This is a genomic window from Yokenella regensburgei (genome assembly GCF_051486985.1).
In the GTDB taxonomy this organism is placed as follows: Bacteria; Pseudomonadota; Gammaproteobacteria; order Enterobacterales; family Enterobacteriaceae; genus CBFFRJ01.
Genome location: NZ_JAHVDV010000020.1, coordinates 1 through 24,371 on the forward strand (window position 1 = coordinate 1; position 24,371 = coordinate 24,371).

The following is a 24,371-nucleotide window of genomic DNA, read 5'->3' on the forward strand; positions in this document are numbered from 1 at the left end:
AGCGTTTATTTTCGCTTTTCTCTGCGGGCTTCTCAGTGAATCTCACCGGAACACCCTGCTGACCCGGCGGCGTGTGTGCCGTTGTTCCGTGTCAGTGGAGGCGCATTATAGGGAGTTATTCCGGGCTGACAAGTCTAAAATTCAAAAAATTTATCGTTCGCTCAAATTTCATTCGTAAAGTTTATTAAAGAGACGATTTGCGGTTTAACTGAGCAATTTTACCGGCAAATAAGCTCACCTGCTGCCAGTCGGTGTAGACCACCTCTTTACGCGTATCGGTTTCACCGCCCGTCATTTTCATAATGAGTTGGATCATCAGGCGATCGAACCAGCGATAACGCGGGTAACGTAACGCCCCAGCAAAGACGGCGCAGGCATCAGGCTGCCACGGAGATCGCGCGAGGAACTTCTGCGTATAGCTGTTTGTCTCCGGCGTGTTTTTTTCCGGCTTACGCGCCACCAGGTTTACAGAGAAGAATGCCCCTGGCAGACGGCTCAATATTTCACGGTGCTGTTTCACAAAGCTGTCCAGCACCGGATTGAAATGACCGTAGCGAATAGAGGCACCAATCACGACCCGCTCATAAGCGTCCCAGTGAACATTTTGTGTATCATGAAGATTAACCATATCACTCTCGATGCCAAGCCCACGGAGCTCGGCGGCAATCGTGTTGGCAATCTCATGCGTCTGTCCATCACGGGTCGAAAACAGAATCAATGTTTTCACGTATTACGTCCTTATTCGCGCCAGAAAGTGGGAGTGAAGAGTACTAATAAGGTAAAGACCTCAAGGCGACCAAACAACATGTTGGCCATCAGGATCCATTTCGCTACCGGATTCATGCTGGCAAAGTTGTCTGCCACCACGCCGAGGCCTGGCCCCAGGTTATTAAGGGTGGCCACTACGGAAGCAAAGGCCGAGAAGTCATCCACGCCGGTGGCAATGATTGCCAGCATGCTGACGATAAACACCAGCGCATAGGCCGAGAAGAATCCCCACACTGCTTCAAGGATACGCTCCGGCAGCGCACGGTTACCTAATTTAATGCTGTATACCGCATTCGGGTGCACCAGACGTTTCAGTTCACGGTTGCCCTGCTTGAACAGTAACAGGATACGGATGACCTTCAGCCCACCACCCGTCGACCCGGCGCAGCCACCGATAAAAGCAGAACACAGCAGCAGTACCGGCAGGAACAGCGGCCAGCGGGCAATGCTGTCGGTAGTGAATCCTGCGGTGGTCGCCATCGAGACGACCTGGAAGAAAGCCTGATTGAGGGTGGTCACCGCTGAGGCATAAACGTTGTGGAACCATAGTACGACGGTGCAGATAACCACCAGCGTCAGCTGCACACCAATAAACATTCTGAATTCCGGGTCCCGCCAGTAGACCTTTAAATTTCGGCCGCTTAATAAAGAGAAGTGCAGGCCGTAATTACAGCCTGAGATCAGCAGGAAGATAGCAATAATCGTATTGATTGTCGGGCTGTCAAAATAGCCGACGCTGGCATCATGGGTTGAGAAGCCGCCGATGGCGATCGTCGAGAAACTATGGCCTATTGCGTCGAACGCTGGCATACCGGCAAACCACAGAGCCAGCGCACAGGCCACCGTCAGCAGGACATAAATAAGCCACAGGGTTTTCGCCGTTTCCGCAATACGCGGGCGCATTTTGTTGTCTTTCAGCGGACCCGGCATCTCGGCACGGTAAAGCTGCATTCCCCCAACGCCCAGAATCGGCAGAATCGCCACCGCCAGCACGATGATCCCCATCCCGCCGAACCACTGCAGCATCTGGCGATAAAAGAGGATGGCGTGAGGGAGCGAATCCAGCCCCACCAGCGTGGTGGCCCCGGTGGTGGTTAAACCCGAAAAAGATTCAAAAAACGCGTCGGTGACCGTCAGGTTAGGGCTTTCGGAGAAGATAAAGGGCAGCGCACCCACACTTCCCAGCACCGTCCAGAACAGTACGACAATAAGGAAACCCTCGCGGGATTTAAGTTCACTCTTCTCCCGCCGGTTTGGCCACCACAGGATGGAGCCAATCGCCAGCGCAACGAAGAACGTCTGGGTAAAGGCTCGGCCGGCCCCATCGCGGTAGAGTAAGGCCACCAGCCCAGGCAGAATCATCGTCCCGGAAAAGAGGATGATAAGGAGTCCAACAATTCGGGTTATGGCGCGAAAATGCATCTCTGCCGCTTCCTTAGGTATTAACGTGTGCAAAAACCAGGTGGGGATTATTCTTCAATCTTATCTAAATGCAACGCACCGCGACTGAAATCAGCGAGTTTTAGCGAAAAAGCCGCCACCTCAGATTGCGGAAGGGCGACCCGGAGGTAAACGGTAGCCTGATATTCGCTCGCAATAATTTTTCCGGAAAACTGACTCAGCAACGTCTCGATGCCGGTCAATTGTCCGTACTCGCACTGCAAAGTATATTCGGTTAATGGCGTCTTGCGCTGCGTTGTGAGCAGAGCAAGCGCCTGGCTGACACCACCGCCATACGCTTTCACTAAGCCACCGGTTCCGAGCAACACGCCGCCATAGTAACGCACCACCACGGCGGTGAGTTCACCGACACCACTCCCCATGAGCTGGGCGAGCATTGGCTTCCCGGCTGTTCCCGAAGGCTCGCCATCGTCGGAAAAACCCAACTGTTGCGAGTCATCCGGCGGCCCGGCTACCCAGGCCACGCAGTGATGTCGTGCATCCGGGTGTTCTGCACGAACCGACTCCACAAAGGCTTTCGCCGCCTCCACGCCATCGGTATGCGCCAGCAGCGTAATGAAACGGCTTTTTTTGATCTCTTCAGCAAAGGTGACCGGCGCAGCCGGTATCAGCCAGCTTTCCATTACGCCAGTTTCAAATCCCGCGTCATGTTCTCAATGCTGTTCTCATGAATAACGATGTTGTCTTCAATACGAATGCCACCAAACGGCTTCAGCGCTTCTATTTTCTGCCAGTTGAAGTGCTGACTGAACGGGCCTTCACGCCACGGCGCTAACAGGGAGTCAATAAAATAGAGGCCTGGTTCAATGGTCAGCACCATACGTGGCTGCAAAATACGCGTGCAGCGCAGGTAAGGGTATTTCGACGGCGCGGCCAGATGCGTGCCGCTATCATCCTGCATAAATCCGGCAACATCATGCACCTGCAGCCCCAGCGGGTGCCCAATACCGTGCGGCATAAACGGCCCGGTGAGATCGTTCTCCACCATCGCCTCTTCACTGATGTCAGTAATTATCTGATGCTTACGCAGCAGCCTGGCGATACGCTGATGGAACTGCACATGGTACTCAAGGTAATTGACCCCGGTTTTCATGGTCGCAATCAGCGCCAGTTGCTCTTCATTAACGTCCTTGATCAACTGGGCGTAGTCATTATCGCTGTTGGCAGACCAGGTGCGGGTCAGGTCAGCGGCATAACCGTTATATTCCGCACCGGCATCCAGCAGGAAGCTACGCGGCTCCGCAGGAGCATGATGATCCAGTCTGGTGTAGTGCAATACGGACGCATGCTCATTCAGCGCCACAATATTGCTGTATGGCACATCGGTGTCACGGTGGCCGGTAGCCGTCAGGTAAGCCAGGTTAATGTCGAACTCGCTCATGCCTGAACGGAAAGCTTCTTCAGCGGCACGATGTCCATTAACCGCCGTTTTCTGCGCTTCGCGCATGCACGCCAGTTCATAATCGGTTTTATAAGCGCGGTAGTAGTGCAGGTAATCAATCACCCCTTTCGGGTTGATGTTGCTGGCGGCAATCTCCAGTGCGAGAGCTCGCTCGGGCACTGGCCCGATGTAACCTATATTGCTGCGCGTGGCAGGCAACTGACTGCTAATGCCATCCGCTTTGGGCAGAGCAATAACCTCGACCTCTTCGGTCCAGAATGATGTCGGCAACGGTTCCACGTTGTGCCAGTAATCGACCGGCAGATAGAACCACAGTTTTGGTTTGTTAACACCATCCACCAGCAACCAGCAATTGGGAACCTGGGTTACCGGCACCCAGGCTTTGAACTGCGGATTGACTTTAAACGGGTAGGGATGATCGTCGAGAAAGACATTGAAGAGTTCGCCGGAGTGAATCAACAGCGCGTCAAGGTTAAAGCGGGCCAGTACATCGCGGGTACGTTCCTGTAACGTAACAATATGATTTTTATAGAGCGCGGCCAGTGAGTCCATCATTCTTCCTTCTGTTTTTTTGACCTCATGTTTTCGCATCTTAGCACAGCCTCTCCGGGGTGGGTGATTTCCCCTGAGCGTGATCGGCCCTGCAATTTCTTAATGATAAATTTGCAATTTATTAACATAAAATCCACACTTCGCCTCATCTGGTATGACCAGATCATCTTGCGGGACTCAGGAGACTGACATGCTCTACAAAGGCGAAACCTTATATCTTAACTGGCTGGAAGACGGCATTGCCGAACTGGTGTTCGACGCTCCCGGCTCAGTGAACAAACTTGATACAGCTACCGTTGCCAGCCTCGGCGAGGCGCTGGACGTGCTGGAAAAGCAGTCCGATTTAAAAGCCCTGCTGCTGCGTTCTGAAAAGGCGGCATTCATCGTCGGTGCTGATATCACCGAATTCCTCTCTCTGTTCCTGGTTCCTGCAGAGCAACTGAGCACCTGGCTTCACTTTGCTAACAGCGTATTCAGCCGCCTGGAAGATTTACCGGTGCCGACAATTTCTGCCGTGAATGGCTACGCGTTGGGCGGCGGCTGCGAGTGCGTGCTGGCGACCGACTACCGCCTGGCGACGCCAGACCTGCGCATCGGTCTGCCGGAAACTAAACTCGGCATTATGCCCGGCTTTGGTGGGTCGGTACGTCTGCCGCGTCTGCTCGGGGCGGACAGCGCCCTTGAGATCATCGCTGCCGGTAAAGATGTCGGTGCCGACGAGGCGCTGAAACTCGGTCTGGTCGACGGCGTGGTAAAACCAGAGAAGTTAAAAGAAGGTGCACTCGCCATTCTGCGCCAGGCGATTAGCGGCGATCTTGACTGGCGAGCCAAACGCCAGCCGAAGCTGGAGCCGCTGCACTTAAGCAAAATCGAAGCGGCCATGAGCTTCACCATTGCTAAGGGCATGGTGGCGCAGACCGCAGGCAAACATTATCCCGCCCCGATGACCGCAGTGAAAACCATCGAAGCAGCTGCGCGTTTTGGTCGTGAAGAAGCACTGAATCTCGAAAATCAAAGCTTTGTCCCCCTTGCGCACAGTAAAGAAGCCCGCGCACTGGTCGGGATTTTCCTTAACGATCAGTATGTGAAAGGCAAAGCGAAGAAACTGACTAAAGATATTGAGACGCCAAAACACGCCGCGGTCCTGGGCGCTGGCATCATGGGCGGTGGCATTGCTTATCAGTCAGCATGGAAAGGCGTGCCGGTGATAATGAAGGACATCGCCGATAAGTCACTGACGCTCGGCATGACCGAAGCCAGCAAGCTGCTTAATAAACAGCTGGAGCGCGGAAAAATTAATGGCCTTAAGCTGGCGGGCGTGATTTCGACCATTCATCCTACCCTTGATTACAGCGGTTTTGACCGCGTAGAGGTGGTCGTTGAAGCGGTAGTGGAAAACCCGAAAGTCAAAAAAGCGGTGCTGGCGGAAACCGAAGAGCAAGTCCGCCCGGGTACCGTTCTGGCCTCCAACACCTCGACTATTCCTATCAGCGAACTGGCAAGCGTGCTCAAACGCCCGGAAAACTTCTGCGGCATGCACTTCTTTAACCCGGTTCATCGTATGCCGCTGGTTGAAGTCATTCGCGGTGAAAAAACCTCTGATAAAACCATCGCCACCGTGGTGGCGTGGGCCAGCAAAATGGGCAAAACACCGATTGTGGTCAACGACTGCCCTGGCTTCTTCGTCAACCGCGTACTCTTCCCTTACTTCGCCGGTTTCAGCCAGCTGCTGCGCGACGGCGCAGATTTCCGCAAGATTGATAAGGTGATGGAAAAACAGTTTGGCTGGCCGATGGGCCCGGCTTACCTGCTCGACGTTGTTGGCATTGATACCGCGCACCACGCGCAGGCGGTCATGGCAGCCGGTTTCCCACAGCGGATGCAGAAAGATTATCGTGATGCCATCGATGCGCTGTTCGACGCTAACCGCTTCGGGCAGAAAAATGGGCTGGGCTTCTGGCGCTATAAAGAGGACAGCAAAGGCAAACCGAAGAAAGAAGAAGATGCTGCCGTTGACAGTCTGCTGGCGGATGTCAGCCAGGCGAAGCGTGATTTCAGCGACGATGACATTATCGCCCGCATGATGATCCCGATGGTCAACGAAGTGGTGCGCTGTCTGGAAGAGGGCATTATCGCAAGCCCGGCGGAGGCGGACATGGCGCTGGTCTATGGTCTTGGCTTCCCTCCTTTCCACGGTGGGGCATTCCGCTGGCTGGATACCATTGGCAGTGCGAAATATCTCGATATGGCACAGCAGTATCAGCACCTCGGTGCTCTGTATGAGGTGCCGGAAGGTCTACGTACCAAAGCGCGCCATAACGAACCCTACTATCCCCCGGTTGAACCAGCCCGTCCGGTTGGTGAGCTAAAAACGGCTTAAGGAGTCACAATGGAACAGGTTGTCATTGTCGATGCAATTCGCACCCCGATGGGCCGTTCAAAGGGCGGCGCATTTCGCCATGTGCGGGCAGAAGATCTCTCCGCGCATCTGATGCGTAGCCTGCTGGCGCGCAATCCGGCGCTGGAGGCCACTGCACTGGACGATATCTACTGGGGCTGCGTGCAGCAAACGCTGGAGCAGGGCTTTAACATCGCCCGTAACGCCTCGCTGCTGGCGGAAATCCCACACTCCGTTCCGGCAGTGACCGTCAACCGCCTGTGTGGTTCTTCAATGCAGGCGCTGCACGATGCTGCCCGCATGATCATGACCGGCGACGCGCAGGCGTGCCTGGTCGGCGGGGTGGAACATATGGGCCACGTGCCGATGAGCCACGGTGTGGATTTCCACCCCGGACTCAGCCGTAATGTCGCCAAAGCGGCGGGCATGATGGGGCTGACAGCGGAAATGCTGGCACGTATGCATGGGATCAGCCGTGAGATGCAGGATACGTTCGCCGCCCGATCCCACGCCCGCGCCTGGGCTGCCACGCAGTCCGGTGCATTCAAAAATGAAATTATCCCCACCGGGGGACACGATGCGGATGGCGTACTTAAACAGTTCAGTTATGACGAAGTCATTCGCCCGGAAACGACCGTCGAGGCGCTCTCCGCGCTGCGTCCAGCATTTGACCCGGCCAATGGTACTGTGACCGCAGGCACCTCTTCCGCCCTTTCTGATGGCGCATCTGCCATGCTGGTAATGAGCGAAAGTCGCGCCCGTGAGTTAGGACTGAAACCTCGCGCCCGCGTGCGCTCAATGGCGGTGGTCGGCTGCGATCCGTCGATCATGGGCTATGGCCCGGTTCCGGCATCGAAACTGGCGCTGAAAAAAGCGGGGCTGTCCGTCAGCGACATCGATCTGTTCGAAATGAACGAAGCTTTCGCCGCACAGATCCTGCCGTGCATTAAAGATCTGGGGCTGATGGAGCAGATTGACGACAAGATCAACCTCAACGGCGGTGCGATCGCACTCGGCCATCCACTGGGTTGTTCCGGTACACGTATCAGCACCACCCTGCTTAATCTGATGGAACGCAAAGATGCCCAGTTTGGTCTGGCGACGATGTGCATCGGGTTGGGTCAGGGTATCGCGACGGTATTCGAGCGAGTGTAGCTCAGGAAAGGTATCTCAAAGCCAATGCCGTCAGAACAAGGCGGCAAGCGAGCGAATCCCGATGAACTTACTGAAGTAAGTGATTCGGGTGAGCGAGCGCAGCCAACGCAGTTATGGCGTCACTGGCGAAGAGAGACAGTTTAGTTGCCGTTTTCCCGCCTGTCAGGGGCGGGCTTTTTATTGCTTAAATAAACGCGAATGCGTCGCCAAAGAGGCGATCTTCACGTGCGCTGCGCTCGTTGCAGAAGAGGTCACGGGCAATTTTCGCCATCTCAAAGCGACCTGCGATATAGATATCGTGTTCTGCCAGCGTGCCAAAATCCTGCAATACCGCCGTCAACACCGTTCCGGTACGGCCACGCCAGTTCTCTTCCGGCTGTTCGACAACAGGCTCAACGCGCAGGTTGGGATGATTGACGGACAGGGCTTCAAGTTCAGCCAGATCGTAGAGGTGCTTCTCTTCACGTCCGCCCCAGTAAATAGTGATATCACGGTTCGGGTTTTGCGAAAGAGCAGTCAGCAGAATTGAACGGGCATACGAGAAACCGGTTCCTCCGGCAATCAGCACCAGTGGGCGAGACGTGTCATCGCGTAACCAGGCTTCACCGTGAGGAATGTCGATGACAATTTCACGATCCTTCAGGATGCGATCCATCACCGCCATGGCATACAGATTGATCTCCGACGCACCAATGTGCAGCTCGATAAACTCATGCTGATCGGGGGTGGACGCCATCGAGAAGGGGCGTTTATCTCGCTCATCCATCACTACCATTAAGTACTGGCCAGCGCGAAAAGAAAAAGCCGCTTCCGGCACTAAACGTACGCGATATACGGTATCGGTGATGGCATCTACCGAGGTCACTTTACAGCTTAAGGTTGTCATGCGCTCCCTCTGTCGGGTTCATACTTGTTGTCGTTGTGTCAGGCGAAAAACGGCGGCGCGTTACGCACCTTTGCCGTCGCTAAAAATGGCCAGCTCATCCCAGATGGCGTCGATACGCGCCGTTACTTCAGGATCCTTTTTGATAGGGCGACCCCATTCACGCTGGGTTTCGCCGGGCCATTTGTTGGTGGCATCCAGTCCCATTTTTGAGCCAAGGCCGGAAACCGGCGAAGCAAAATCCAGGTAATCAATCGGCGTATTTTCAACCAGCACCGTATCCCTTGCCGGGTCCATACGCGTGGTAATAGCCCAGATCACATCATTCCAGTCGCGGGCGTTGATGTCGTCATCGCATACGATCACAAATTTGGTGTACATAAACTGGCGTAAGAATGACCAGACACCCATCATGACGCGTTTTGCATGGCCTGCGTACTGTTTCTTCATGGTTACCACCGCAAGGCGATAGGAACAACCTTCTGGTGGTAGGTAAAAATCAACAATTTCCGGGAACTGCTTTTGCAGGATCGGCACGAAGACTTCATTTAGCGCAACACCGAGTACAGCCGGCTCATCCGGCGGGCGACCGGTGTAAGTTGAGTGATAGATAGCGTCTTTACGTTGCGTAATATGCGTAACGGTGAAAACCGGGAAATTGTCGATCTCATTGTAGTAGCCCGTATGATCGCCATAGGGTCCTTCCGGCGCCATTTCCCCCGGCTCAATATAGCCTTCGAGTATGATTTCCGCACTGGCGGGGACTTCCAGATCATTCGAAATGCATTTCACGACTTCGGTCCTGGTTCCACGCAGAAGTCCGGCAAACGCATACTCAGATAGCGTGTCAGGTACTGGCGTTACGGCGCCCAGAATCGTCGCCGGATCGGCCCCCAGCGCGACAGCAACCGGGAAACGTTCGCCAGGATGGGCCTCACGCCACTCATGGAAATCCAGCGCGCCACCCCGATGGGATAACCACCGCATAATGAGCTTATTTTTGCCAATCAGCTGCTGGCGATAAATGCCCAGGTTCTGACGCTCTTTATGCGGCCCCCGCGTAACGGTCAGTCCCCAGGTAATCAACGGCGCAGCATCGTCAGGCCAGCACTGCATGATAGGGATGGTTGTCAGGTCGACATCCTCACCCTGCACCACTATTTGCTGGCAAGGTGCACCGCGCAGCCGCTTGGTCGGCATGTTCAGCACTTGTTTAAACTGAGGGAGCTTATCAAAGAGATCGCGAAAGCCTTTTGGCGGCTCCGGCTCTTTCAGAAAGGCGAGTAATTTTCCCACATCCCGTAGCGCACTGACCTCTTCCTGCCCCATACCCAGAGCCACACGGCGCGGAGTCCCGAACAGGTTACATAGCACCGGCATGTTGTACCCTTTCGGGTTTTCAAACAGCAACGCCGGACCACCCGCCCGTAGCGTACGGTCAGCTATTTCCGTTATCTCCAGGTGAGGATCAACCGGCAACGTAATACGTTTAAGTTCGCCCTGCTGTTCAAGCAGCGTCATAAAATCGCGTAGGTCGTGGTATTTCATGGGGTTTATGCTGGCCTCTTGATAAGCGCTTTATTATACGGTGTTCATCTTCACGTTGCTGTAATTTTGTTAAATTGAGGTGAAATTCAACGGTCAGCGAGCGCGAGGCGTATAATCAACTTAGCCTTCCTGGCACGTATTTGGTATCCTTGCGCTCCGAACTTCCGGAAAAGAACATTATGCAATCCTGGTATCTACTTTACTGCAAACGAGGCCAGCTCCAGCGCGCCCAGGAACACCTCCAACGCCAGGCGGTTAACTGCCTGACGCCAATGATCGCACTGGAAAAAATCGTTCGCGGTAAACGTACAACGGTGAGCGAACCGCTATTTCCTAATTACCTTTTCGTGGAGTTCGATCCGGAAATCATCCACACCACCACAATTAATGCCACGCGCGGCGTCAGCCATTTTGTTCGCTTTGGCGCTCACCCCGCCCTCGTCCCTTCAACGGTCATTCATCAGTTGTCGATTTATAAACCTGAGAATGTAACCGATCCTGAAACACCTTATCCGGGCGATCAGGTGATCATTACCGAAGGCGCGCTCGAAGGTTTACAGGCTATTTTTAAAGAGCCGGATGGCGAAGCGCGCTCCATGCTGCTGCTCAACCTGCTGAATAAACAGGTCATGCAGAGCATTAAAAACACCGACTTTAAGAAAGCCTAATACCAAACAGCGTCTGCACATTTTTGTCCAGAATCCTGTCAAGCGACGCCACGTTTTCGCCACGCAATCCCGCAACGCAGTGAAGAATATGCCCCAGGTGCGCAGGTTCGTTACGTCGTGATTTGGGCTTCGGCGTTAAGTCTCTCGGCAGCAAATACGGCGCGTCAGTTTCAATAAACAGGCGCTCAGCGGGAATGTGCCGCAGGACATCACGCAGATCCAGGCCACGACGCTCATCGCAAATCCAGCCGGTTATTCCCAGGTACATCCCGCGTGCCAGACAATCCTGCGCCTCACTCAGCGTGCCGGTAAAACAGTGCAGCACAGCGCCGGGCAGTTTCTCAAGCCAGGGGTCCAGCAGGGTAAGAAAGCGGGCATGCGCATCGCGACAGTGCAGGAACACCGGCATAGCAAGCTCGGCGGCCAGTGCCAGTTGTGCGACAAACGCCCTCTCCTGCTCCGCGGGGGTTGAGAAATTACGGTTAAAATCGAGCCCGCATTCACCAATGGCCACCACTTCAGGCAACGTGGCGAGGGCACGAATTCGGTCTGCCGTCTCTGACGTCCAGGTGCTGCTGTCATGGGGATGCACGCCAGCGGTAGACCAGCAGTGCGGGTAGTGACGCGCAAACTGTTGTGCCTGCTCGCTTTCATGAAGATTCGTCCCTGTCAGTAGCATACCGCTCAGCCCTGCGGTCTGCGCACGGGTCACCACTTCATCACGATCGTGGGAAAACTGGGAACTGGTGAGATTAACGCCGATATCAAACATGCCCTGCTCCATACAACAACCGCCCTGACGGGCGGCTGGAATTACTCTTCGGTGGTCTGCTCTTCGTCTTCATCGCCGCGACGCCCTTTACCGGTATAGAAGCGGGCAAAGAAGACACCGACTTCAAACAGACAGTACATCGGGATAGCCAGCAACGTCTGCGAGAATACATCCGGCGGCGTAAGCAGCATACCCACCACAAAGGCTCCCACCAGCACATAAGGTCGTTTCTGGCGTAACGATTCTGGGGTGGTAACGCCCATCCAGCACAACAACACGATGGCCACTGGCACCTCGAAGGAGACGCCAAAGGCCATGAACAGTGCCATGACGAAGCTGAGATAACTGGCGATATCCGTCGATACCAGTACCCCTTCCGGCGCGGTGTTGGCTAAAAAACCAAACGCCAGCGGGAAAACCACGAAATAGGCGAAGGCCATACCGATATAGAATAACAGCGAACTCGAAACCAGCAGTGGCACCACCAGTCTGCGCTCATGGCGATAAAGGGCAGGCGCAATAAATGCCCATACCTGATACAAAATGACCGGCGCGGAAAGGATAAGCGACACCATAAAGGTCAGTTTGATCGGTGTGAAAAAGGGTGATGCCACATCGGTCGCGATCATTGTCGCGCCTTGCGGCAACTGCTTAATCAGCGGTGCGGAAACCAGATGGTAGATGTCGTTCGCGAAGTAAACCAGCGCCAGGAAAATCACAAACACCGCAATGATGCAATTTAGCAGGCGCTTACGCAGCTCAATCAGATGTGCGATGAGCGGTTGGGTATCATCAACAGCCATGTTCAGGACTTATCACTTAAAGGAGGGGGTGTTTCGGAAACCGGTCTGGCTTCCGCTGTCGGAGTTTCTGTCTTTTTCACGTCAGAGGCGTCAGGCGCTTGTTGCGGCGCACTGGCCTGGTTTTCCGCCGTGGAAGGCGTTACGCCTTCATGTTGCTCTTCATTGCCCTTCACGACCGGATTATGGATGGTATGGGCCTCATCACTCGCTTTTTCCGGATCGTTGGCAATATAAGAACGTTTCATTGACTCTGCGGCCTGGCGCAACTCATCCATTGAGGCTTTGAGTTCCGGCGTCAGGTTCTCAAGGCTGGCCTTTTCGACCTTCTTCAGGCTGTCCTGAAATTCCTGCATTTTAAGCTCCTGCGCCAGCTCGTTTTGTACCGTAGTCGCAAGAGAACGCAGGGCCCGGACCCAGCCTGCTACCGTGCGCACCGCAACAGGTAAACGTTGCGGGCCCAGCACTACAAGGCCGATCACGAAGACTAATAAAAGCTCGCCGAAACCAATATCAAACACGGATTACACCTGCTCTTTGTCGTGACGCTTTTCGTCTTTTTTTACTTCATCTTGCTTATCAGCAAGGGAGTTCGCCGTAAAATCCGCATCCTGCGCAGATTTTTCTTTATCCTGCTTGTCATCATCGCTCATGGCTTTCTTAAAGCCTTTAATCGAGGCCCCCAGATCGGACCCGATAGAGCCTAGCTTTTTTGTTCCAAACAGCAGCACAACAATAACGGCTATGATGACTAAATTCCAAACACTGATACCACCCATAACGTTCCTCAGTAAGCGATGATGATAAAGCGAGGCCTCAAACGGGCCTCCGGGATCGATACGTCACTCAGCGCGTTTTACGCCAGCCAATTAACCAGGCTATCACCCCGGCGGCCATTAACCAGCAGGGCTCAAACCCCCATTCCGGCCGGGTAATCAGTAATAATGTGCCACTGAGCAGCAACGTCGCGCCAACACCAAATAAATAGCGGGATTGCCCCTGACGCACACGATTTGTCTGCAATTCAGACGCGATTCTATCAACACTTATCTGTAGTTGCTTGCCGTGGCGCAAACTGTTGTAAATCAGTTCAGGAAGTTCTGGCATTTTTTCTATCCAGAACGGTCCTTTTTCTTTCACCGCCCTGACCAGAGCCGGAAGCCCTACCTGATCCTTGATCCAGGTTTCGAGGAAGGGTTTCGCGGTTTTCCACAAATCGAGCTGCGGATAAAGCTGACGCCCTACCCCTTCAACATACAGCAGGGTTTTCTGTAACAGCACCAGTTGCGGCTGCACTTCCATATTAAAGCGACGTGCGGTATTAAAAAGATTCAACAACACATGGCCGAAGGAGATTTCCGCCAGCGGTTTTTCAAAAATTGGCTCACAGACGGTACGAATCGCAAATTCAAACTCTTCGACATTGGTGTCCGGCGGCACCCAGCCTGAATCGACATGTAACTCAGCCACTTTGCGATAATCGCGGTTGAAGAAGGCGATGAAGTTCTCCGCCAGATAGCGCTTATCTTCTTTGTTCAGCGACCCGACGATACCGCAATCAATACCGATGTATTGCGGATCTTCAGGATGTTCGAAGCTGACGAAGATATTGCCAGGGTGCATATCCGCATGGAAGAAACTGTCCCGGAACACCTGAGTGAAAAAGACCTGCACCCCGCGCTCGGCCAGCAGTTTCATGTTGGTGCCGTTTTTCTCAAGCGTCGCCACGTCTGAAACCGGGATGCCATAAATACGCTCCATCACCATCATATTCTGGCTGCAATAGTCGGAATAGACTTCAGGAACGTAGAGCATCTGGCTGTCTTCAAAGTTGCGCCGCAACTGAATGGCGTTCGCCGATTCACGCAGTAAATCCAGCTCGTCGATCAGTGTCTTTTCGTACTCGCGAACCACTTCCTGCGGGCGCAGGCGACGTCCGTCAGGCAGCAGACGCGGCACCCAACCCGCCAGCCGATAGATAAGCTTTAAGTCGGCTCTGATGATGGGCAGAATGTCCGGACGGATGACCTTGATAACGACCTCTTTACCGTTCTCTTTCAGTCGCGCAGTGTGAACCTGGGCGATAGAAGCCGACGCTAAGGGCTCTATCTGGAAATCATCAAACCAGACTTCAACCGGCTGATCGCCCATGGCTTTTTCAATCTGTTTTTTCGCAAGATGCCCGTCAAAAGGCGCGACTTTGTCCTGTAACATCGCCAGCTGATCGGCAATCAGCGGCGGAAAGAGGTCACGTCGTGTGGAGAGCATCTGGCCAAACTTAATCCAGACCGGCCCCAGTTCCTGCAAGGCGAGACGCAGGCGTTCGCCCAGTTGCTTGTCTTTGTGTCGGTTGGGCATCCAGAATAACGTTCTCCGCCACAGGCGCAGCGGAATGGTGATACGCATTCTGGGGATGAGTTCATCAAGGCCGTAACTCAAAAAAGTCTGGATGATGAAATAGAGGCGCCGAATTTCTCCTGGCGTCATTTGCCCTCCAGTTTATCCATTCGTTTGATTAGGTTGTCTGCCGCACGTTCTGCGGCGGCGGTTTCTTCGACAAACCAGGCCACTTCGAGCGCCCCTGGCGCCAGACGCCACTCCTCGGTCAGCACTTCCGCCACATAATGCTGTTGGCGTTTAAAACCATGCTGAATCATGTTCGAGCCTGCGCGCAGCGTTTTTCCGATGCCTTCTGCCGCCACATCACCCATGTAAGGTGCCAGCAACTCGGCCACGTCAAACTCTGCTAAATCCATCAGCGCGACCAGGTTCTGAACCACCTGAATGTCACCCCGTACCTCAAGGTCCTGGGAGCGTATCAGCGCGGTCAGTTGCTGCCGGTCACGCAGTGTCGGCAAGACCCGCAGGTGGGTTATCACCGTGCAATCTGCCTCACCTTCCCATGCACCTAACACGTCAACCTGCCGCTCGCTAAAAGCCAGCACCAGCGGGGAGGAGAACTCTTTAAGCTCAACGCGCAACACTTTACCGTGTAACCGCTGCCGGGCCGGTTTCAGGGCCTTTTCACGATAAATTACGGTATTGAACACCCGTTCAATACCGGCATTCACCAGGGATTTAAAGGGCATATAAACTCCTGTCAGAACTTATAGCCACGATGCAACGCAACCACACCTGCCGTCAGGTTGTAATAATCCACGTTTTCAAACCCGGCACCCTGCATCATTGCTTTAAGGGTTTCCTGATCCGGATGCATACGAATAGACTCAGCCAGATAGCGATAGCTGTCAGCATCGCTGGCAACCAGTTGACCAATACGCGGCAGCACATGGAACGAGTAGGCGTCGTACACTTTACTCAGCGGTTCGATGACAGGTTTGGAGAACTCCAGCACTAATAACCGACCACCCGGCTTCAGTACGCGGTACATCGACTTCAGCGCTTTCTCTTTTTCGGTGACGTTACGCAGGCCGAACGAGATGGTGATGCAATCAAAGGTGTTATCCGGGAAAGGCAGCGCTTCCGCATTTGCCTGTACATACTCCACGTTGCCGATGATGCCAATGTTGCGCAGCTTTTCACGCCCCATCTTGAGCATAGAGTCGTTGATGTCCGCCAGCACGACCTGACCGGTTTCACCCACCAGACGGGAGAATTTCGCCGTTAAATCACCGGTGCCTCCCGCCAGATCGAGTACCTTTTGCCCGCGACGTACGCCGCTGCAATCGATGGTGAAGCGCTTCCATAAGCGATGAATGCCCATGGACATCAAATCATTCATCACATCATATTTTGAGGCGACCGAGTGGAACACGTGCGCCACCATATCAGCCTTCTGATCTTTGGCGACGGTCTGAAAACCAAAATGCGTCGTCTCGTTTGAATCTTCCGCCATCTTAGTGCCTGCTATTAAAGAAAATGTTCGTGAAGTGTAACAGATTGGGCGAGATTGCCCTACGTTTCAACCTTAGCGTGATGTGCCGGTATACGGAGGAAATGAGAGCAATAAAGAATTAATGCGTTGTCTTTATTATGAACGGCGAAGGTAATATCTTCACGGCGGGTACGTAAGTTCCAGATTTATCCCGACCGCATAAAACAAAAAGGCCGGTCAAGCCGGCCTTTTACACTCAGAAACAGAATCAGACGAGACGGCGTGCCGCTTCGACGACAATTTTTACCGCATGACTTTCGGTCTGCTTCATGGTCTCCGCGTTCGGAATTTCCTGCTGGGTACGGTTAACGATAACGCCAGCGACCATACCTGCACGCAACCCCTGACTTGAACACATGGTCAGCAGCGTGGCGGATTCCATTTCGTAGTTCATCACGCCCATTGACTGCCACTCTTCCATGGAGCCTTTGTAGCGGTTAACCACGCGGCCAGAGAAGGTGTCATAACGTTCCTGGCCCGGATAGAAGGTATCAGATGACGCGGTAACACCAATATGCGTAGTGGCGCCAATCTCCTTCGCCGCAGCGACCAGCGCGGTGGTGCAATCGAAATCAGCTACTGCCGGATATTCCATCGGCGCGAAGTGCAGGCTGGCACCGTCAAGACGCACCGATGCAGTGGTCACCAGAACGTCACCCACGTTGATATGCGGCTGAATGGCACCAGTAGTGCCCACACGCAGGAAGGTGCGGATACCGAGCTGAGCCAACTCTTCAACAGCGATAGAGGTAGACGGGCCGCCGATACCGGTTGAGCAGACGATAACGGCTTTACCATCAAGTTCAGCACGCCAGGAGGTGAATTCACGGTGAGATGCCAGCTTAACCGGCTTATCCATCAGCGCGGCGATCTTTTCCACACGCTCCGGATCGCCAGGGACGATAGCCAGGGTAGCCCCTTGTAAATCATTTTTAGTGAGGCCGAGATGAAAAACATCAGACTTGGACATAAAGACTCCTCTGTGGTCAGGTTTAGTCAGGAGAAGCAAAAAGGTACTTTACAGAAGAGAAGCGCACAATTTCGTGACTGAGATCGCCATGAAGAAAATTGTTTGCATAACATTTCCATAAAATAGTGACTTGCATCACATTAATATACTCATCCATACCACTCTGTTCCAAAGATAGCCTTTTTCTCACAGGAAGGTTTGCACATGAGCGGACTATAGTTACTTAAGCGCTATTAGCTTAATAAAAGGTATGGAGAAAGCCATGACAACCAACACCCTGCCGGGCTACGCCCCCGCGGCTTCACCTCATGCGTCCACAACATTGCACACCTCGCAAGACGCTATCCTCGCTGGCGAAACCACCATTCCAAGCCAGGGCGACAGCATGCCTGCATACCATGCAAGGCCTGAAAATGCCTCAGGCCCCCTGCCGGTGGTGCTGGTGATTCAGGAAATATTTGGCGTGCATGAACATATTCGCGACCTTTGTCGACGTCTTGCTCAGGAAGGTTATCTGGCCATTGCCCCGGAGCTCTATTTCCGTCAGGGCGACCCGAACGATTTTGCCGATATCCCCACACTTTTTGAAGGTCTGGTGACGAAAGTACCAGATGCCCAGGTACTGGCCGACCTCGATCACGTCGCGAACTGGGCGGCACGCAACGGCGGCGATGCTCATCGTCTGCTGGCGACCGGGTTTTGCTGGGGCGGGCGGATTGCCTGGCTTTACGCGGCGCATAATCCGCAGCTTAAAGCGGCGGTTGCCTGGTACGGTAAACTGGTGGGTCAGAAATCCCTGAACTCGCCAAAACATCCGGTGGATATCGCCGTCGACCTTAGCGCACCGGTGCTGGGGCTTTATGGCGCTCAGGATGACTCCATTCCGCAGGAGACCATTGAAACCATGCGTCAGGCACTGCGCGCCGCTAATGCCCGAGCGGAGATTATCGTTTACCCGGATGCCGGACATGCCTTTAATGCTGACTATCGCCCCAGCTATCATGAAGCGTCTGCCAGAGATGGCTGGCAGCGTATGCTGGACTGGTTTGCGAAATCAGGCGGCGTCTCCCGCGACAACTCAGCGGCGTAACCCGCAGCACTTCTTGTATTTTTTACCGCTGCCGCAGGGACAAAGCTCGTTGCGGCTGACGGTTCCCGGCTGAAGAGGCGGCATGGCGACGCGATCATCCTGCGCCACCCACTGCATGATGGTGGCAGACGGATGGCCATCCGCCAGCATTTCCCGCCAGACGTTCATCACCCGCGTGATGTGTTTAAAGAAGTGCTTATAGCCTGCACAAAGATAGTTGTGCCCCGGATGCCCACCCGCTGAGACGGCAAAGCGGTGCTTCGGACAGCCACCGTGGCAAACAAACTGAAAATCGCAGCGGCGACAGTCGGCGGTTAGCCCCTCTCGTTTCTCAGCGCCAAACGCTCGCGCTTGTTCGCTGTTATTCATCACTTCAATACTTTGCTGATGAATATTACCTAGCAAGTGTTCCGGATAGACGAAGTGGTCGCAATTATAGAGATCGCCATTAGATTCCAGCGCAAAGGCGTGACCACAGGTTTCAGCGTGCACACAGAGCACGGGTGGCTGACCGTTCCACGCGGCAAAGGCGACGTCAAACATTTGCACCGACACTCGCCCTACGTCACGGCGGATCCAGACGTCAAAAATTTGATTGAGAAACTCACCAAACTGCCACGAGGGAACGGACCAGGGCGTCAGGGTCGCGGCACTTTCACCCGGCATCACCAGATTCAATACCGACGTTTGCGCCGTGCTCATTCGCTCCACCAGAGGGATAAACTGCATATGCCGGGAGCCCGCCGCCAGCAGAAAGTCATAGACCTCCCGCGCATGCCCGACGTTGTGCTTACCCACTACCGTGAGCGTATTGAATTGAACATGGTGGGCTTTGAGCAGCGCCATCGCCGCCATTACCTGTTCGTGGGTACCTTTACCCGCGCGATTCACCCGGTACTGGTTATGCAGATGCGCCGGACCGTCAATCGACAGGCCAATCAGAAAATGATGTTCAGCAAAGAACTGCGCCCATTCATCATTGAGCAGAATGCCGTTGGTTTGCAGAGCATGTTCGATTTTCTTGCCGTTGGCATAGTGGGCACAAAGCGCCACCACGCGGCGAAAAAAATCCAGCCCCATCAGGGTAGGTTCTCCGCCCTGCCAGGCAAAAATCACATGGCTGCCCTTTTGCGCAGCGATTTGCTGTTGGATGTATTTTTCGAGGGTTTCATCCGACATACGCCAGTTTTTATTACGCTCAGGATAAAGCGCCTCTTTTTCGAGATAAAAACAGTAGGTGCAATCAATATTACACACCGACCCGGTCGGCTTCGCCATTACCTGGCACCCTGCTACTGCCATATCAAACCCATCCTTTATGCAGCAAATTAACTAGCGCGTGCAGCGCCAGCGACACTGAACCCAGAAACAAAACAAGGCTTATCAGCCGTTTATCCATCAATGATGATGCCGTCGTCAGGTTGCCCCCAACCAATAGCCCTCGCTGGCGACGCAAGGAGAGGATCGTGAGGACTATCGCCAGCGCTGCGGCAATACCACTCAGGAGGATAAACATTCTGTCGTCACGCCATAAGGCGACCCTAACCATTGCCAGTGTAAAAACCAGAGCCGAAAAGACCGTGCGCTGCCAGGCAAGCGAGGTTCGCTCTGGTTGGAGACCGGCATCCCGGTTTGAAGTTTGTCGGCTCATAACATCAGCAAGAGGGTTAGCGTGACGACGATGACAATAGACAGGCCATAGCTAAGCCATAGCAGCATTCGCGGATAGTCTAATGCTGCATCGTTGCGCATTGCACGTTCGTTCAGTGCCCAACGCCGCCACGCATACCAGGCCAGCAATGCGGCTATACCGCCCAATAGCGCGACCAGCAGATCATGGAACCCAGGGGAAACAAAGTTCGGGGCAAGCTGATCGATACCTATCGCCGCTGCCATAAAAGCAAGCGCGGTACGGATCCAGGCCAGAAAGGTGCGTTCATTCGCCAGTGTAAAACGGTAGTCAGGTGACTTTCCCTGAGTTTGCCAGCTCATCGGTTATTCTCAACGACATACTGATAGCATCTGGCGAGATGCCGGGCGATACCGAATTCTACCAGCTCGCCTCGATCGTTATAGCCCCGACGGGTTTTCACCAGTAGCGGCTCACTCGCGCTGATTTTGAGGATTTCGCAATCGTCCTCCGTCGGCAACTCTGAGGTGATAATGTCTTGATAGCTTTCAATATTTTCGTTCCGCTTTTCCATAAGGCTGTAAAGCCCCCCCTTAAAAGCAGCAAGCGTAAGCTCTCCAAGGCGGGGGGTCAGCCAGATATAGTTCACCTGGGCAGGTTGTTCATTTTGGCGAAAGATAGTACGGGTAAGGCGCAAAATCGCTGTTTTTCCATCCACCCCAAATGCCAAAGCCACCTCCTGTGGGGGGATTAACTTCTCCAGCTTAAGGTTGTTACGGGAAATAGGTTGCTGCTGCTGCCCGTCCACCAGCCGAATTCGGGTTTTAACATCCTGTTTTTCCGAGGTACTGATTACCATCGTACCTATCCCTGCCTGGCGCTTAACCAGCCCCTTTGCCGCCAGCTCCGCCAGTGCGCGACGGGCGGTAATGCGACTGACGCCGAATAACTCTTCAAATTCCGCTTCGGTGGGCAGAACATCATGCTTTTTATACGTCCCGGCTTTTAACCGTGAGAGCAGGATGTCATATAACTGGGCATAAAGCGGTTTCGCGCCGCGCGAATAATCCAACTCTTCTTTCATTAATTACAGCTCCTTACCTCCCCGGCTGCCGCCGGGGATACCGCTCAATCAAGACGCATTTCTAATGCCATCTTATAGTACACACTTTGATGCTGCTCCCCCGGAACACGGTTCTGCACGAAGGCCCACAAATTTTCCTCTTGCCAGTCAGAACGACAGGCGTTTTTAAGCTCATCCGCCAGCGTCTGCTGTCCACTTCCTTCCAGATGCTGTAATAGCGCGTAAAGGCCGTAGCGTACCCTGGGGATAAAGGCGGCCAGTTCCGGCAGCAGATGCGGGTCATAGCCCAACAGCGGACTGTCTGGTTCATTCAACCGATAGCGGGCGTACAGCTCCTGAGGAGCATCGGTCTGCTGCATCATCTCCACCATTTTGTCACGCAGGCGCAGTGCCGCCTGTTCATTCTGACTTTGCTGTCGCTGGGCCGGGTCAGCCTTAAGATCGTACAGACGATGACCGAAACGATCTGCATTCCGTGTCATCACCGATTCCGCTGGGATCTTCATGACCGGGCAGCCCTTGGTAAAGTCGAACGGCGGATGCAACGTTGTCTCACGCAGTTCGGCCGGAGTGAAACGCCTGTTAATGCGGGTGGGCATCAGGGTGTATTCGTACAGTCCCTCAATACCCGGCTCCGTCGGTGAACGCATGTAAACATAGCGGCCATCGGTGATATTGACGTGGCAGCCGTGGTAGCCGAACAACGCATAATCGCGCACCTGGGTGTCATCACGCAGCGCCGGGAGGAGCGAAACACCCTGCATATCCGCCGGTTTCGCCACACCGAACACCTCTAATAATGTGGCGGGGATGTCGATAGTTTGCGCCAGCGCCTGACGGCTTTCTCCGGCACAATGCGGAAACGCCGGATGCCAGATAAAGCAGGGAATATTAGCGACTTCGTTATATAACGGCATAATATTTTTGCCCCACCACTCATGCTCACCCAGCAGGAATCCGTGATCGGTGTTAATGATAAGCATCGTATCCTTCCACAGATCGTGCCTGTCCATATAATCCAGCACGCGCCCTACATATGTATCTACCATTGTCAGCAATGCTTTGTAGTATTTCTGAATGGTACTTTTCCGCTCTTCGCTTTCTGTCACAAAGTAGTAGGGTGGCCAGCCGTCAAATTGTGACGGATCATCAATGCCGTACATTTTCAGGTATTTTTCCGGCACAAAAAACGGCTCGTGAGGGTCGAAACATTCCAGTTGTAAAAACCAGTTGTCGCTGGCGTGGTTGGTTTCAATAAACTCCAGCCCTTTGTTGATCGTGCGTGCGAGGTGATGATCCTCTTCATTTTGCATAAACTGCACATTGATCTGATGCTGCACCCGGCTGGTAATGCGTCGCTGTTTAATCTCTTCGGGTTCACCCGACTCATAACCATATGCGGGTTTATCCACCACCCCTTTCCACGCGTCCCCCTCCTGACCCCGCACAAACTCATAAGTGTTAAAACGTGAGTGGTAAGTTGCGCCACCATCCCGCCAGTAGTGTTTATGATCCGTCACCAAATGCGTATGCACCCCATGCTTTTTAAGCAATTCCGGCATTGAGTCATCAAAAGGTTCAAGCGGTGACCAGCCGCGGTGCAAAAAGTTATAGCGCCCGGTATGCAGCTCCCGCCGCGCGGGCATGCATGGCATACTGCCGACGTAGACGTTATCAAAACGCGCTGTTTTCTCTTTCAACCGCTGAAAGTTCGGCGTGATCGCGGCGTCACTGCCGTAGGCCGACAGCAGCCGCTTATTGAGCGAATCAAACATCAACATAATCGCTTTCATTACTACCTCCTTTTCAGTCCGTCACGCCGTCTCTTTATCGTAGCCGCGCACCTTGCCGACAATGTAGGTCAGGATAAATGCAGCGGCACATCCCACCAGCCAGGACAGGATATATTGCAGATACTTACCATCGGCAATAAGCGGCAGCGCTGATAACCCGGCCGCCCCGACACCATTGGTCGACACGCCCAGCAGCACGATCATCATGCCACCAAAACCCGCGCCAATGGAGCCGGTGATAAAGGCAAAACCGGCCGGTATGTTAACGCCAAATATGGTTGGCTCGCCCACTGCCAGAATGGAAGTGGGGATAGCACCTTTGGCAATCTTTTTCATAACCGGGTCACGGGTAAGCAGCAGCACCGCCGTCGCCGCACCGACCATCCCGGAATTGGACATAATTTGAATAGCGAAGAGTGGCGCGTGGCCGGTACTGTTGATCATCTCAAGGTGAATCGGGAACAATCCATGATGCAGACCCAGTGAAATCAGGAACGGGAAAAGCGCGGAGAGCACAAACCCTGCGGCAATGCCGCCCGTCGCCAGCAGGCCGTTAAGTCCATGCAAGATACCATTCGAGACCACACCGGCAATGGGCATAATGGCGAACAGCAGCGCACCCGCCATGACTAATAGCACAATAGTCGGCGTGGCTACTACATCGATAATATCCGGCACAATGCGGCGCACCTGTCTTTCCAGCAGGCACATCAGCCAGACGCAAAAAATCACACCAATCAACCCACCCTGGCCGGGCGTTAGCCCCATTGATGTGAGCTGAGGCGCGATAGTTATCGCCCCCAGTAACCCGCCCATTACTGCATTGCCCTCGAACTCGCGTGCCGTCGTTACGCCGGTGTAGATAGCCAGGAAGCCAAACAGTGCTTTTGAGATGATGTCGAGGAACTGGCTGATGCCGAGCAAATGACGCTGCTCAAGTACCATCTGCGCTGCTGTCAACTTACCCGCTGGGGCAATATGGTTTTCCAGCGCCCAGGAGGCGGCAGTATTCACCAGTACATTGTTCAGACCCATTAAGATCCCTGCCGCAATAAGCGCAGGCAGAATCGGCACGAATATATTGGCGATATGCTTGAGAATGACTTTGGTGCGGGTCTGCTTTTTGGCTTTTGCCCGCGCCTGATTTGCTTTCAGCTCTACGGCACTCAGTGGTGAGTCGCTGGATGCTTCCCCTTTCAACATAGCATTAATTACAGCGGCGACTTTTGTCGATTTACCCGGCCCAACAATCACTTGCAATGTGTCGTCTTCCACTACCCCAAGCACGCCAGCAATACTTTTTAGTCCTTGCATATCGACCTTATCGGGGTCAGAAATGGTCATCCGCACCCGGGTCATACAGTTGGTCACATGAATAAAATTGGTTAGCCCGCCGCAGTACTTCACGATGGCGCTTCCTGTTTCGTTGTAGTTCATACAGAGGTCCCTGTGGTTATTTATTATATTGTTATAACAATATAATAATATAAATTTTGTGAGAG

24 protein-coding genes are annotated in these 24,371 nt (G+C 53.8%); 4 read left to right on the top strand and 20 right to left on the bottom strand.

Annotated features, from left to right (window positions below; genetic code table 11):
* Positions 1 to 184: 184 nt before the first annotated feature.
* From hemG to pepQ, 4 genes are read right to left on the bottom strand one after another with little or no spacing between them, the layout of a single operon-like run.
* Positions 185 to 727, bottom strand: coding sequence for a menaquinone-dependent protoporphyrinogen IX dehydrogenase (gene hemG / locus KXR87_RS14495; protein WP_437432945.1), 543 nt, complete (start codon positions 725 to 727; stop codon positions 185 to 187).
* 11 nt (positions 728 to 738) lie between these two features.
* A complete protein-coding gene (trkH, locus tag KXR87_RS14500; RefSeq protein WP_437432946.1) occupies positions 739 to 2,190 on the bottom strand; it encodes a Trk system potassium transporter TrkH in 1,452 nt (483 codons plus the stop codon).
* A gap of 47 nt (positions 2,191 to 2,237) precedes the next feature.
* Positions 2,238 to 2,852 carry an IMPACT family protein gene (locus KXR87_RS14505; protein WP_437432947.1) on the bottom strand — a complete coding sequence of 205 codons (615 nt, stop codon included), beginning with the start codon at positions 2,850 to 2,852 and terminating at the stop codon, positions 2,238 to 2,240.
* On the bottom strand, positions 2,852 to 4,183 hold the full coding sequence (gene pepQ, locus KXR87_RS14510; RefSeq protein WP_437433032.1) for a Xaa-Pro dipeptidase: 1,332 nt from the start codon (positions 4,181 to 4,183) through the stop codon (positions 2,852 to 2,854). The genes KXR87_RS14505 and pepQ overlap by 1 nt, the downstream gene beginning before the upstream one ends.
* 190 nt (positions 4,184 to 4,373) lie before the next feature.
* Here pepQ and fadB point away from each other — a divergent pair, with 190 nt between their 5' ends.
* On the top strand, positions 4,374 to 6,563 hold the full coding sequence (gene fadB / locus KXR87_RS14515; RefSeq protein WP_437432948.1) for a fatty acid oxidation complex subunit alpha FadB: 2,190 nt from the start codon (positions 4,374 to 4,376) through the stop codon (positions 6,561 to 6,563).
* 9 nt (positions 6,564 to 6,572) lie between these two features.
* Positions 6,573 to 7,736 (top strand): acetyl-CoA C-acyltransferase FadA, encoded by a 1,164-nt coding sequence (gene fadA, locus KXR87_RS14520; RefSeq protein ID WP_437432949.1) that lies wholly within the window; start codon positions 6,573 to 6,575, stop codon positions 7,734 to 7,736.
* Positions 7,737 to 7,920: 184 nt separating this feature from the next.
* On the opposite strand, the gene fre is transcribed toward fadA, so the two are convergent.
* Both fre and ubiD read right to left on the bottom strand, forming a co-directional pair.
* Entirely contained in the window at positions 7,921 to 8,622 is a 702-nt protein-coding gene (fre, locus tag KXR87_RS14525; RefSeq protein ID WP_437432950.1) for an NAD(P)H-flavin reductase, read from the bottom strand.
* 60 nt (positions 8,623 to 8,682) lie between these two features.
* Complete coding sequence (ubiD, locus tag KXR87_RS14530; protein ID WP_437433033.1) at positions 8,683 to 10,176, bottom strand: 4-hydroxy-3-polyprenylbenzoate decarboxylase; 1,494 nt, start codon at positions 10,174 to 10,176, stop codon at positions 8,683 to 8,685.
* A gap of 170 nt (positions 10,177 to 10,346) precedes the next feature.
* On the opposite strand from ubiD, the gene rfaH reads away from it, so the two are divergent.
* A complete protein-coding gene (gene rfaH / locus KXR87_RS14535) occupies positions 10,347 to 10,835 on the top strand; it encodes a transcription/translation regulatory transformer protein RfaH (protein WP_437432951.1) in 489 nt (162 codons plus the stop codon).
* Here rfaH and tatD read toward each other — a convergent pair.
* The 8 genes from tatD to udp form a co-directional block, all read right to left on the bottom strand.
* The gene (gene tatD / locus KXR87_RS14540; RefSeq protein ID WP_437432952.1) at positions 10,822 to 11,607 is read right to left on the bottom strand and encodes a 3'-5' ssDNA/RNA exonuclease TatD; all 786 of its coding nucleotides are present in this window, start codon (positions 11,605 to 11,607) and stop codon (positions 10,822 to 10,824) included. The genes rfaH and tatD overlap by 14 nt on opposite strands.
* A gap of 41 nt (positions 11,608 to 11,648) precedes the next feature.
* Entirely contained in the window at positions 11,649 to 12,410 is a 762-nt protein-coding gene (gene tatC / locus KXR87_RS14545) for a Sec-independent protein translocase subunit TatC (RefSeq protein ID WP_437432953.1), read from the bottom strand.
* A 2-nt stretch (positions 12,411 to 12,412) separates the two neighbouring features.
* Positions 12,413 to 12,928 (bottom strand): Sec-independent protein translocase protein TatB, encoded by a 516-nt coding sequence (gene tatB / locus KXR87_RS14550; RefSeq protein ID WP_437432954.1) that lies wholly within the window; start codon positions 12,926 to 12,928, stop codon positions 12,413 to 12,415.
* Positions 12,929 to 12,931: 3 nt separating this feature from the next.
* Positions 12,932 to 13,186: a Sec-independent protein translocase subunit TatA gene (gene tatA, locus KXR87_RS14555; RefSeq protein WP_437432955.1), complete on the bottom strand. Its 255-nt coding sequence runs from the start codon at positions 13,184 to 13,186 to the stop codon at positions 12,932 to 12,934.
* 67 nt (positions 13,187 to 13,253) lie between these two features.
* Positions 13,254 to 14,894, bottom strand: a complete 1,641-nt coding sequence (gene ubiB, locus KXR87_RS14560) for a ubiquinone biosynthesis regulatory protein kinase UbiB (RefSeq protein WP_437432956.1) — start codon at positions 14,892 to 14,894, stop codon at positions 13,254 to 13,256.
* Positions 14,891 to 15,496, bottom strand: a complete 606-nt coding sequence (gene ubiJ / locus KXR87_RS14565; protein WP_437432957.1) for a ubiquinone biosynthesis protein UbiJ — start codon at positions 15,494 to 15,496, stop codon at positions 14,891 to 14,893. The genes ubiB and ubiJ overlap by 4 nt, the downstream gene beginning before the upstream one ends.
* Before the next feature lie 11 nt (positions 15,497 to 15,507).
* Complete coding sequence (ubiE, locus tag KXR87_RS14570) at positions 15,508 to 16,263, bottom strand: bifunctional demethylmenaquinone methyltransferase/2-methoxy-6-polyprenyl-1,4-benzoquinol methylase UbiE (protein ID WP_437432958.1); 756 nt, start codon at positions 16,261 to 16,263, stop codon at positions 15,508 to 15,510.
* Positions 16,264 to 16,510: 247 nt separating this feature from the next.
* Positions 16,511 to 17,272: a uridine phosphorylase gene (gene udp, locus KXR87_RS14575; RefSeq protein WP_437432959.1), complete on the bottom strand. Its 762-nt coding sequence runs from the start codon at positions 17,270 to 17,272 to the stop codon at positions 16,511 to 16,513.
* Between the two features lie 262 nt (positions 17,273 to 17,534).
* On the opposite strand from udp, the gene KXR87_RS14580 reads away from it, so the two are divergent.
* Positions 17,535 to 18,362: a dienelactone hydrolase family protein gene (locus KXR87_RS14580; protein ID WP_437432960.1), complete on the top strand. Its 828-nt coding sequence runs from the start codon at positions 17,535 to 17,537 to the stop codon at positions 18,360 to 18,362.
* Here the strand turns inward: KXR87_RS14580 and KXR87_RS14585 are convergent.
* Genes KXR87_RS14585 through KXR87_RS14610 form a run of 6 tightly spaced genes read right to left on the bottom strand, consistent with a single transcriptional unit; the run spans position 18,351 to position 24,306 of the window.
* Entirely contained in the window at positions 18,351 to 19,664 is a 1,314-nt protein-coding gene (locus KXR87_RS14585; protein WP_437432961.1) for an anaerobic sulfatase maturase, read from the bottom strand. The genes KXR87_RS14580 and KXR87_RS14585 overlap by 12 nt on opposite strands.
* Position 19,665: 1 nt before the next feature.
* Positions 19,666 to 20,013: a DUF202 domain-containing protein gene (locus KXR87_RS14590; RefSeq protein ID WP_437432962.1), complete on the bottom strand. Its 348-nt coding sequence runs from the start codon at positions 20,011 to 20,013 to the stop codon at positions 19,666 to 19,668.
* On the bottom strand, positions 20,010 to 20,354 hold the full coding sequence (locus KXR87_RS14595) for a YidH family protein (RefSeq protein ID WP_437432963.1): 345 nt from the start codon (positions 20,352 to 20,354) through the stop codon (positions 20,010 to 20,012). The genes KXR87_RS14590 and KXR87_RS14595 overlap by 4 nt, the downstream gene beginning before the upstream one ends.
* The gene (locus KXR87_RS14600; protein ID WP_437432964.1) at positions 20,351 to 21,076 is read right to left on the bottom strand and encodes a GntR family transcriptional regulator; all 726 of its coding nucleotides are present in this window, start codon (positions 21,074 to 21,076) and stop codon (positions 20,351 to 20,353) included. Before KXR87_RS14600 ends, KXR87_RS14595 begins: the two co-directional genes overlap by 4 nt.
* 44 nt (positions 21,077 to 21,120) lie before the next feature.
* Complete coding sequence (locus KXR87_RS14605) at positions 21,121 to 22,869, bottom strand: sulfatase (protein ID WP_437432965.1); 1,749 nt, start codon at positions 22,867 to 22,869, stop codon at positions 21,121 to 21,123.
* Between the two features lie 21 nt (positions 22,870 to 22,890).
* Positions 22,891 to 24,306 carry a PTS transporter subunit EIIC gene (locus KXR87_RS14610; protein ID WP_437432966.1) on the bottom strand — a complete coding sequence of 472 codons (1,416 nt, stop codon included), beginning with the start codon at positions 24,304 to 24,306 and terminating at the stop codon, positions 22,891 to 22,893.
* Positions 24,307 to 24,371 lie beyond the last annotated feature (65 nt).

What these genes read in the sequence shown, in the direction of transcription:
- trkH (WP_437432946.1), bottom strand. Translation starts at nt 2,190, where the DNA reads ATGCATTTTCGCGCCATAACCCGAATTGTTGGACTCCTTATCATCCTC.
- KXR87_RS14505 (WP_437432947.1), bottom strand. Translation starts at nt 2,852, where the DNA reads ATGGAAAGCTGGCTGATACCGGCTGCGCCGGTCACCTTTGCTGAAGAG.
- pepQ (WP_437433032.1), bottom strand. Translation starts at nt 4,183, where the DNA reads ATGGACTCACTGGCCGCGCTCTATAAAAATCATATTGTTACGTTACAG.
- fadB (WP_437432948.1), top strand. Translation starts at nt 4,374, where the DNA reads ATGCTCTACAAAGGCGAAACCTTATATCTTAACTGGCTGGAAGACGGC.
- fadA (WP_437432949.1), top strand. Translation starts at nt 6,573, where the DNA reads ATGGAACAGGTTGTCATTGTCGATGCAATTCGCACCCCGATGGGCCGT.
- fre (WP_437432950.1), bottom strand. Translation starts at nt 8,622, where the DNA reads ATGACAACCTTAAGCTGTAAAGTGACCTCGGTAGATGCCATCACCGAT.
- rfaH (WP_437432951.1), top strand. Translation starts at nt 10,347, where the DNA reads ATGCAATCCTGGTATCTACTTTACTGCAAACGAGGCCAGCTCCAGCGC.
- tatD (WP_437432952.1), bottom strand. Translation starts at nt 11,607, where the DNA reads ATGTTTGATATCGGCGTTAATCTCACCAGTTCCCAGTTTTCCCACGAT.
- tatC (WP_437432953.1), bottom strand. Translation starts at nt 12,410, where the DNA reads ATGGCTGTTGATGATACCCAACCGCTCATCGCACATCTGATTGAGCTG.
- tatA (WP_437432955.1), bottom strand. Translation starts at nt 13,186, where the DNA reads ATGGGTGGTATCAGTGTTTGGAATTTAGTCATCATAGCCGTTATTGTT.
- ubiB (WP_437432956.1), bottom strand. Translation starts at nt 14,894, where the DNA reads ATGACGCCAGGAGAAATTCGGCGCCTCTATTTCATCATCCAGACTTTT.
- ubiJ (WP_437432957.1), bottom strand. Translation starts at nt 15,496, where the DNA reads ATGCCCTTTAAATCCCTGGTGAATGCCGGTATTGAACGGGTGTTCAAT.
- ubiE (WP_437432958.1), bottom strand. Translation starts at nt 16,263, where the DNA reads ATGGCGGAAGATTCAAACGAGACGACGCATTTTGGTTTTCAGACCGTC.
- udp (WP_437432959.1), bottom strand. Translation starts at nt 17,272, where the DNA reads ATGTCCAAGTCTGATGTTTTTCATCTCGGCCTCACTAAAAATGATTTA.
- KXR87_RS14580 (WP_437432960.1), top strand. Translation starts at nt 17,535, where the DNA reads ATGACAACCAACACCCTGCCGGGCTACGCCCCCGCGGCTTCACCTCAT.
- KXR87_RS14585 (WP_437432961.1), bottom strand. Translation starts at nt 19,664, where the DNA reads ATGGCAGTAGCAGGGTGCCAGGTAATGGCGAAGCCGACCGGGTCGGTG.
- KXR87_RS14590 (WP_437432962.1), bottom strand. Translation starts at nt 20,013, where the DNA reads ATGAGCCGACAAACTTCAAACCGGGATGCCGGTCTCCAACCAGAGCGA.
- KXR87_RS14595 (WP_437432963.1), bottom strand. Translation starts at nt 20,354, where the DNA reads ATGAGCTGGCAAACTCAGGGAAAGTCACCTGACTACCGTTTTACACTG.
- KXR87_RS14600 (WP_437432964.1), bottom strand. Translation starts at nt 21,076, where the DNA reads ATGAAAGAAGAGTTGGATTATTCGCGCGGCGCGAAACCGCTTTATGCC.
- KXR87_RS14605 (WP_437432965.1), bottom strand. Translation starts at nt 22,869, where the DNA reads ATGAAAGCGATTATGTTGATGTTTGATTCGCTCAATAAGCGGCTGCTG.
- KXR87_RS14610 (WP_437432966.1), bottom strand. Translation starts at nt 24,306, where the DNA reads ATGAACTACAACGAAACAGGAAGCGCCATCGTGAAGTACTGCGGCGGG.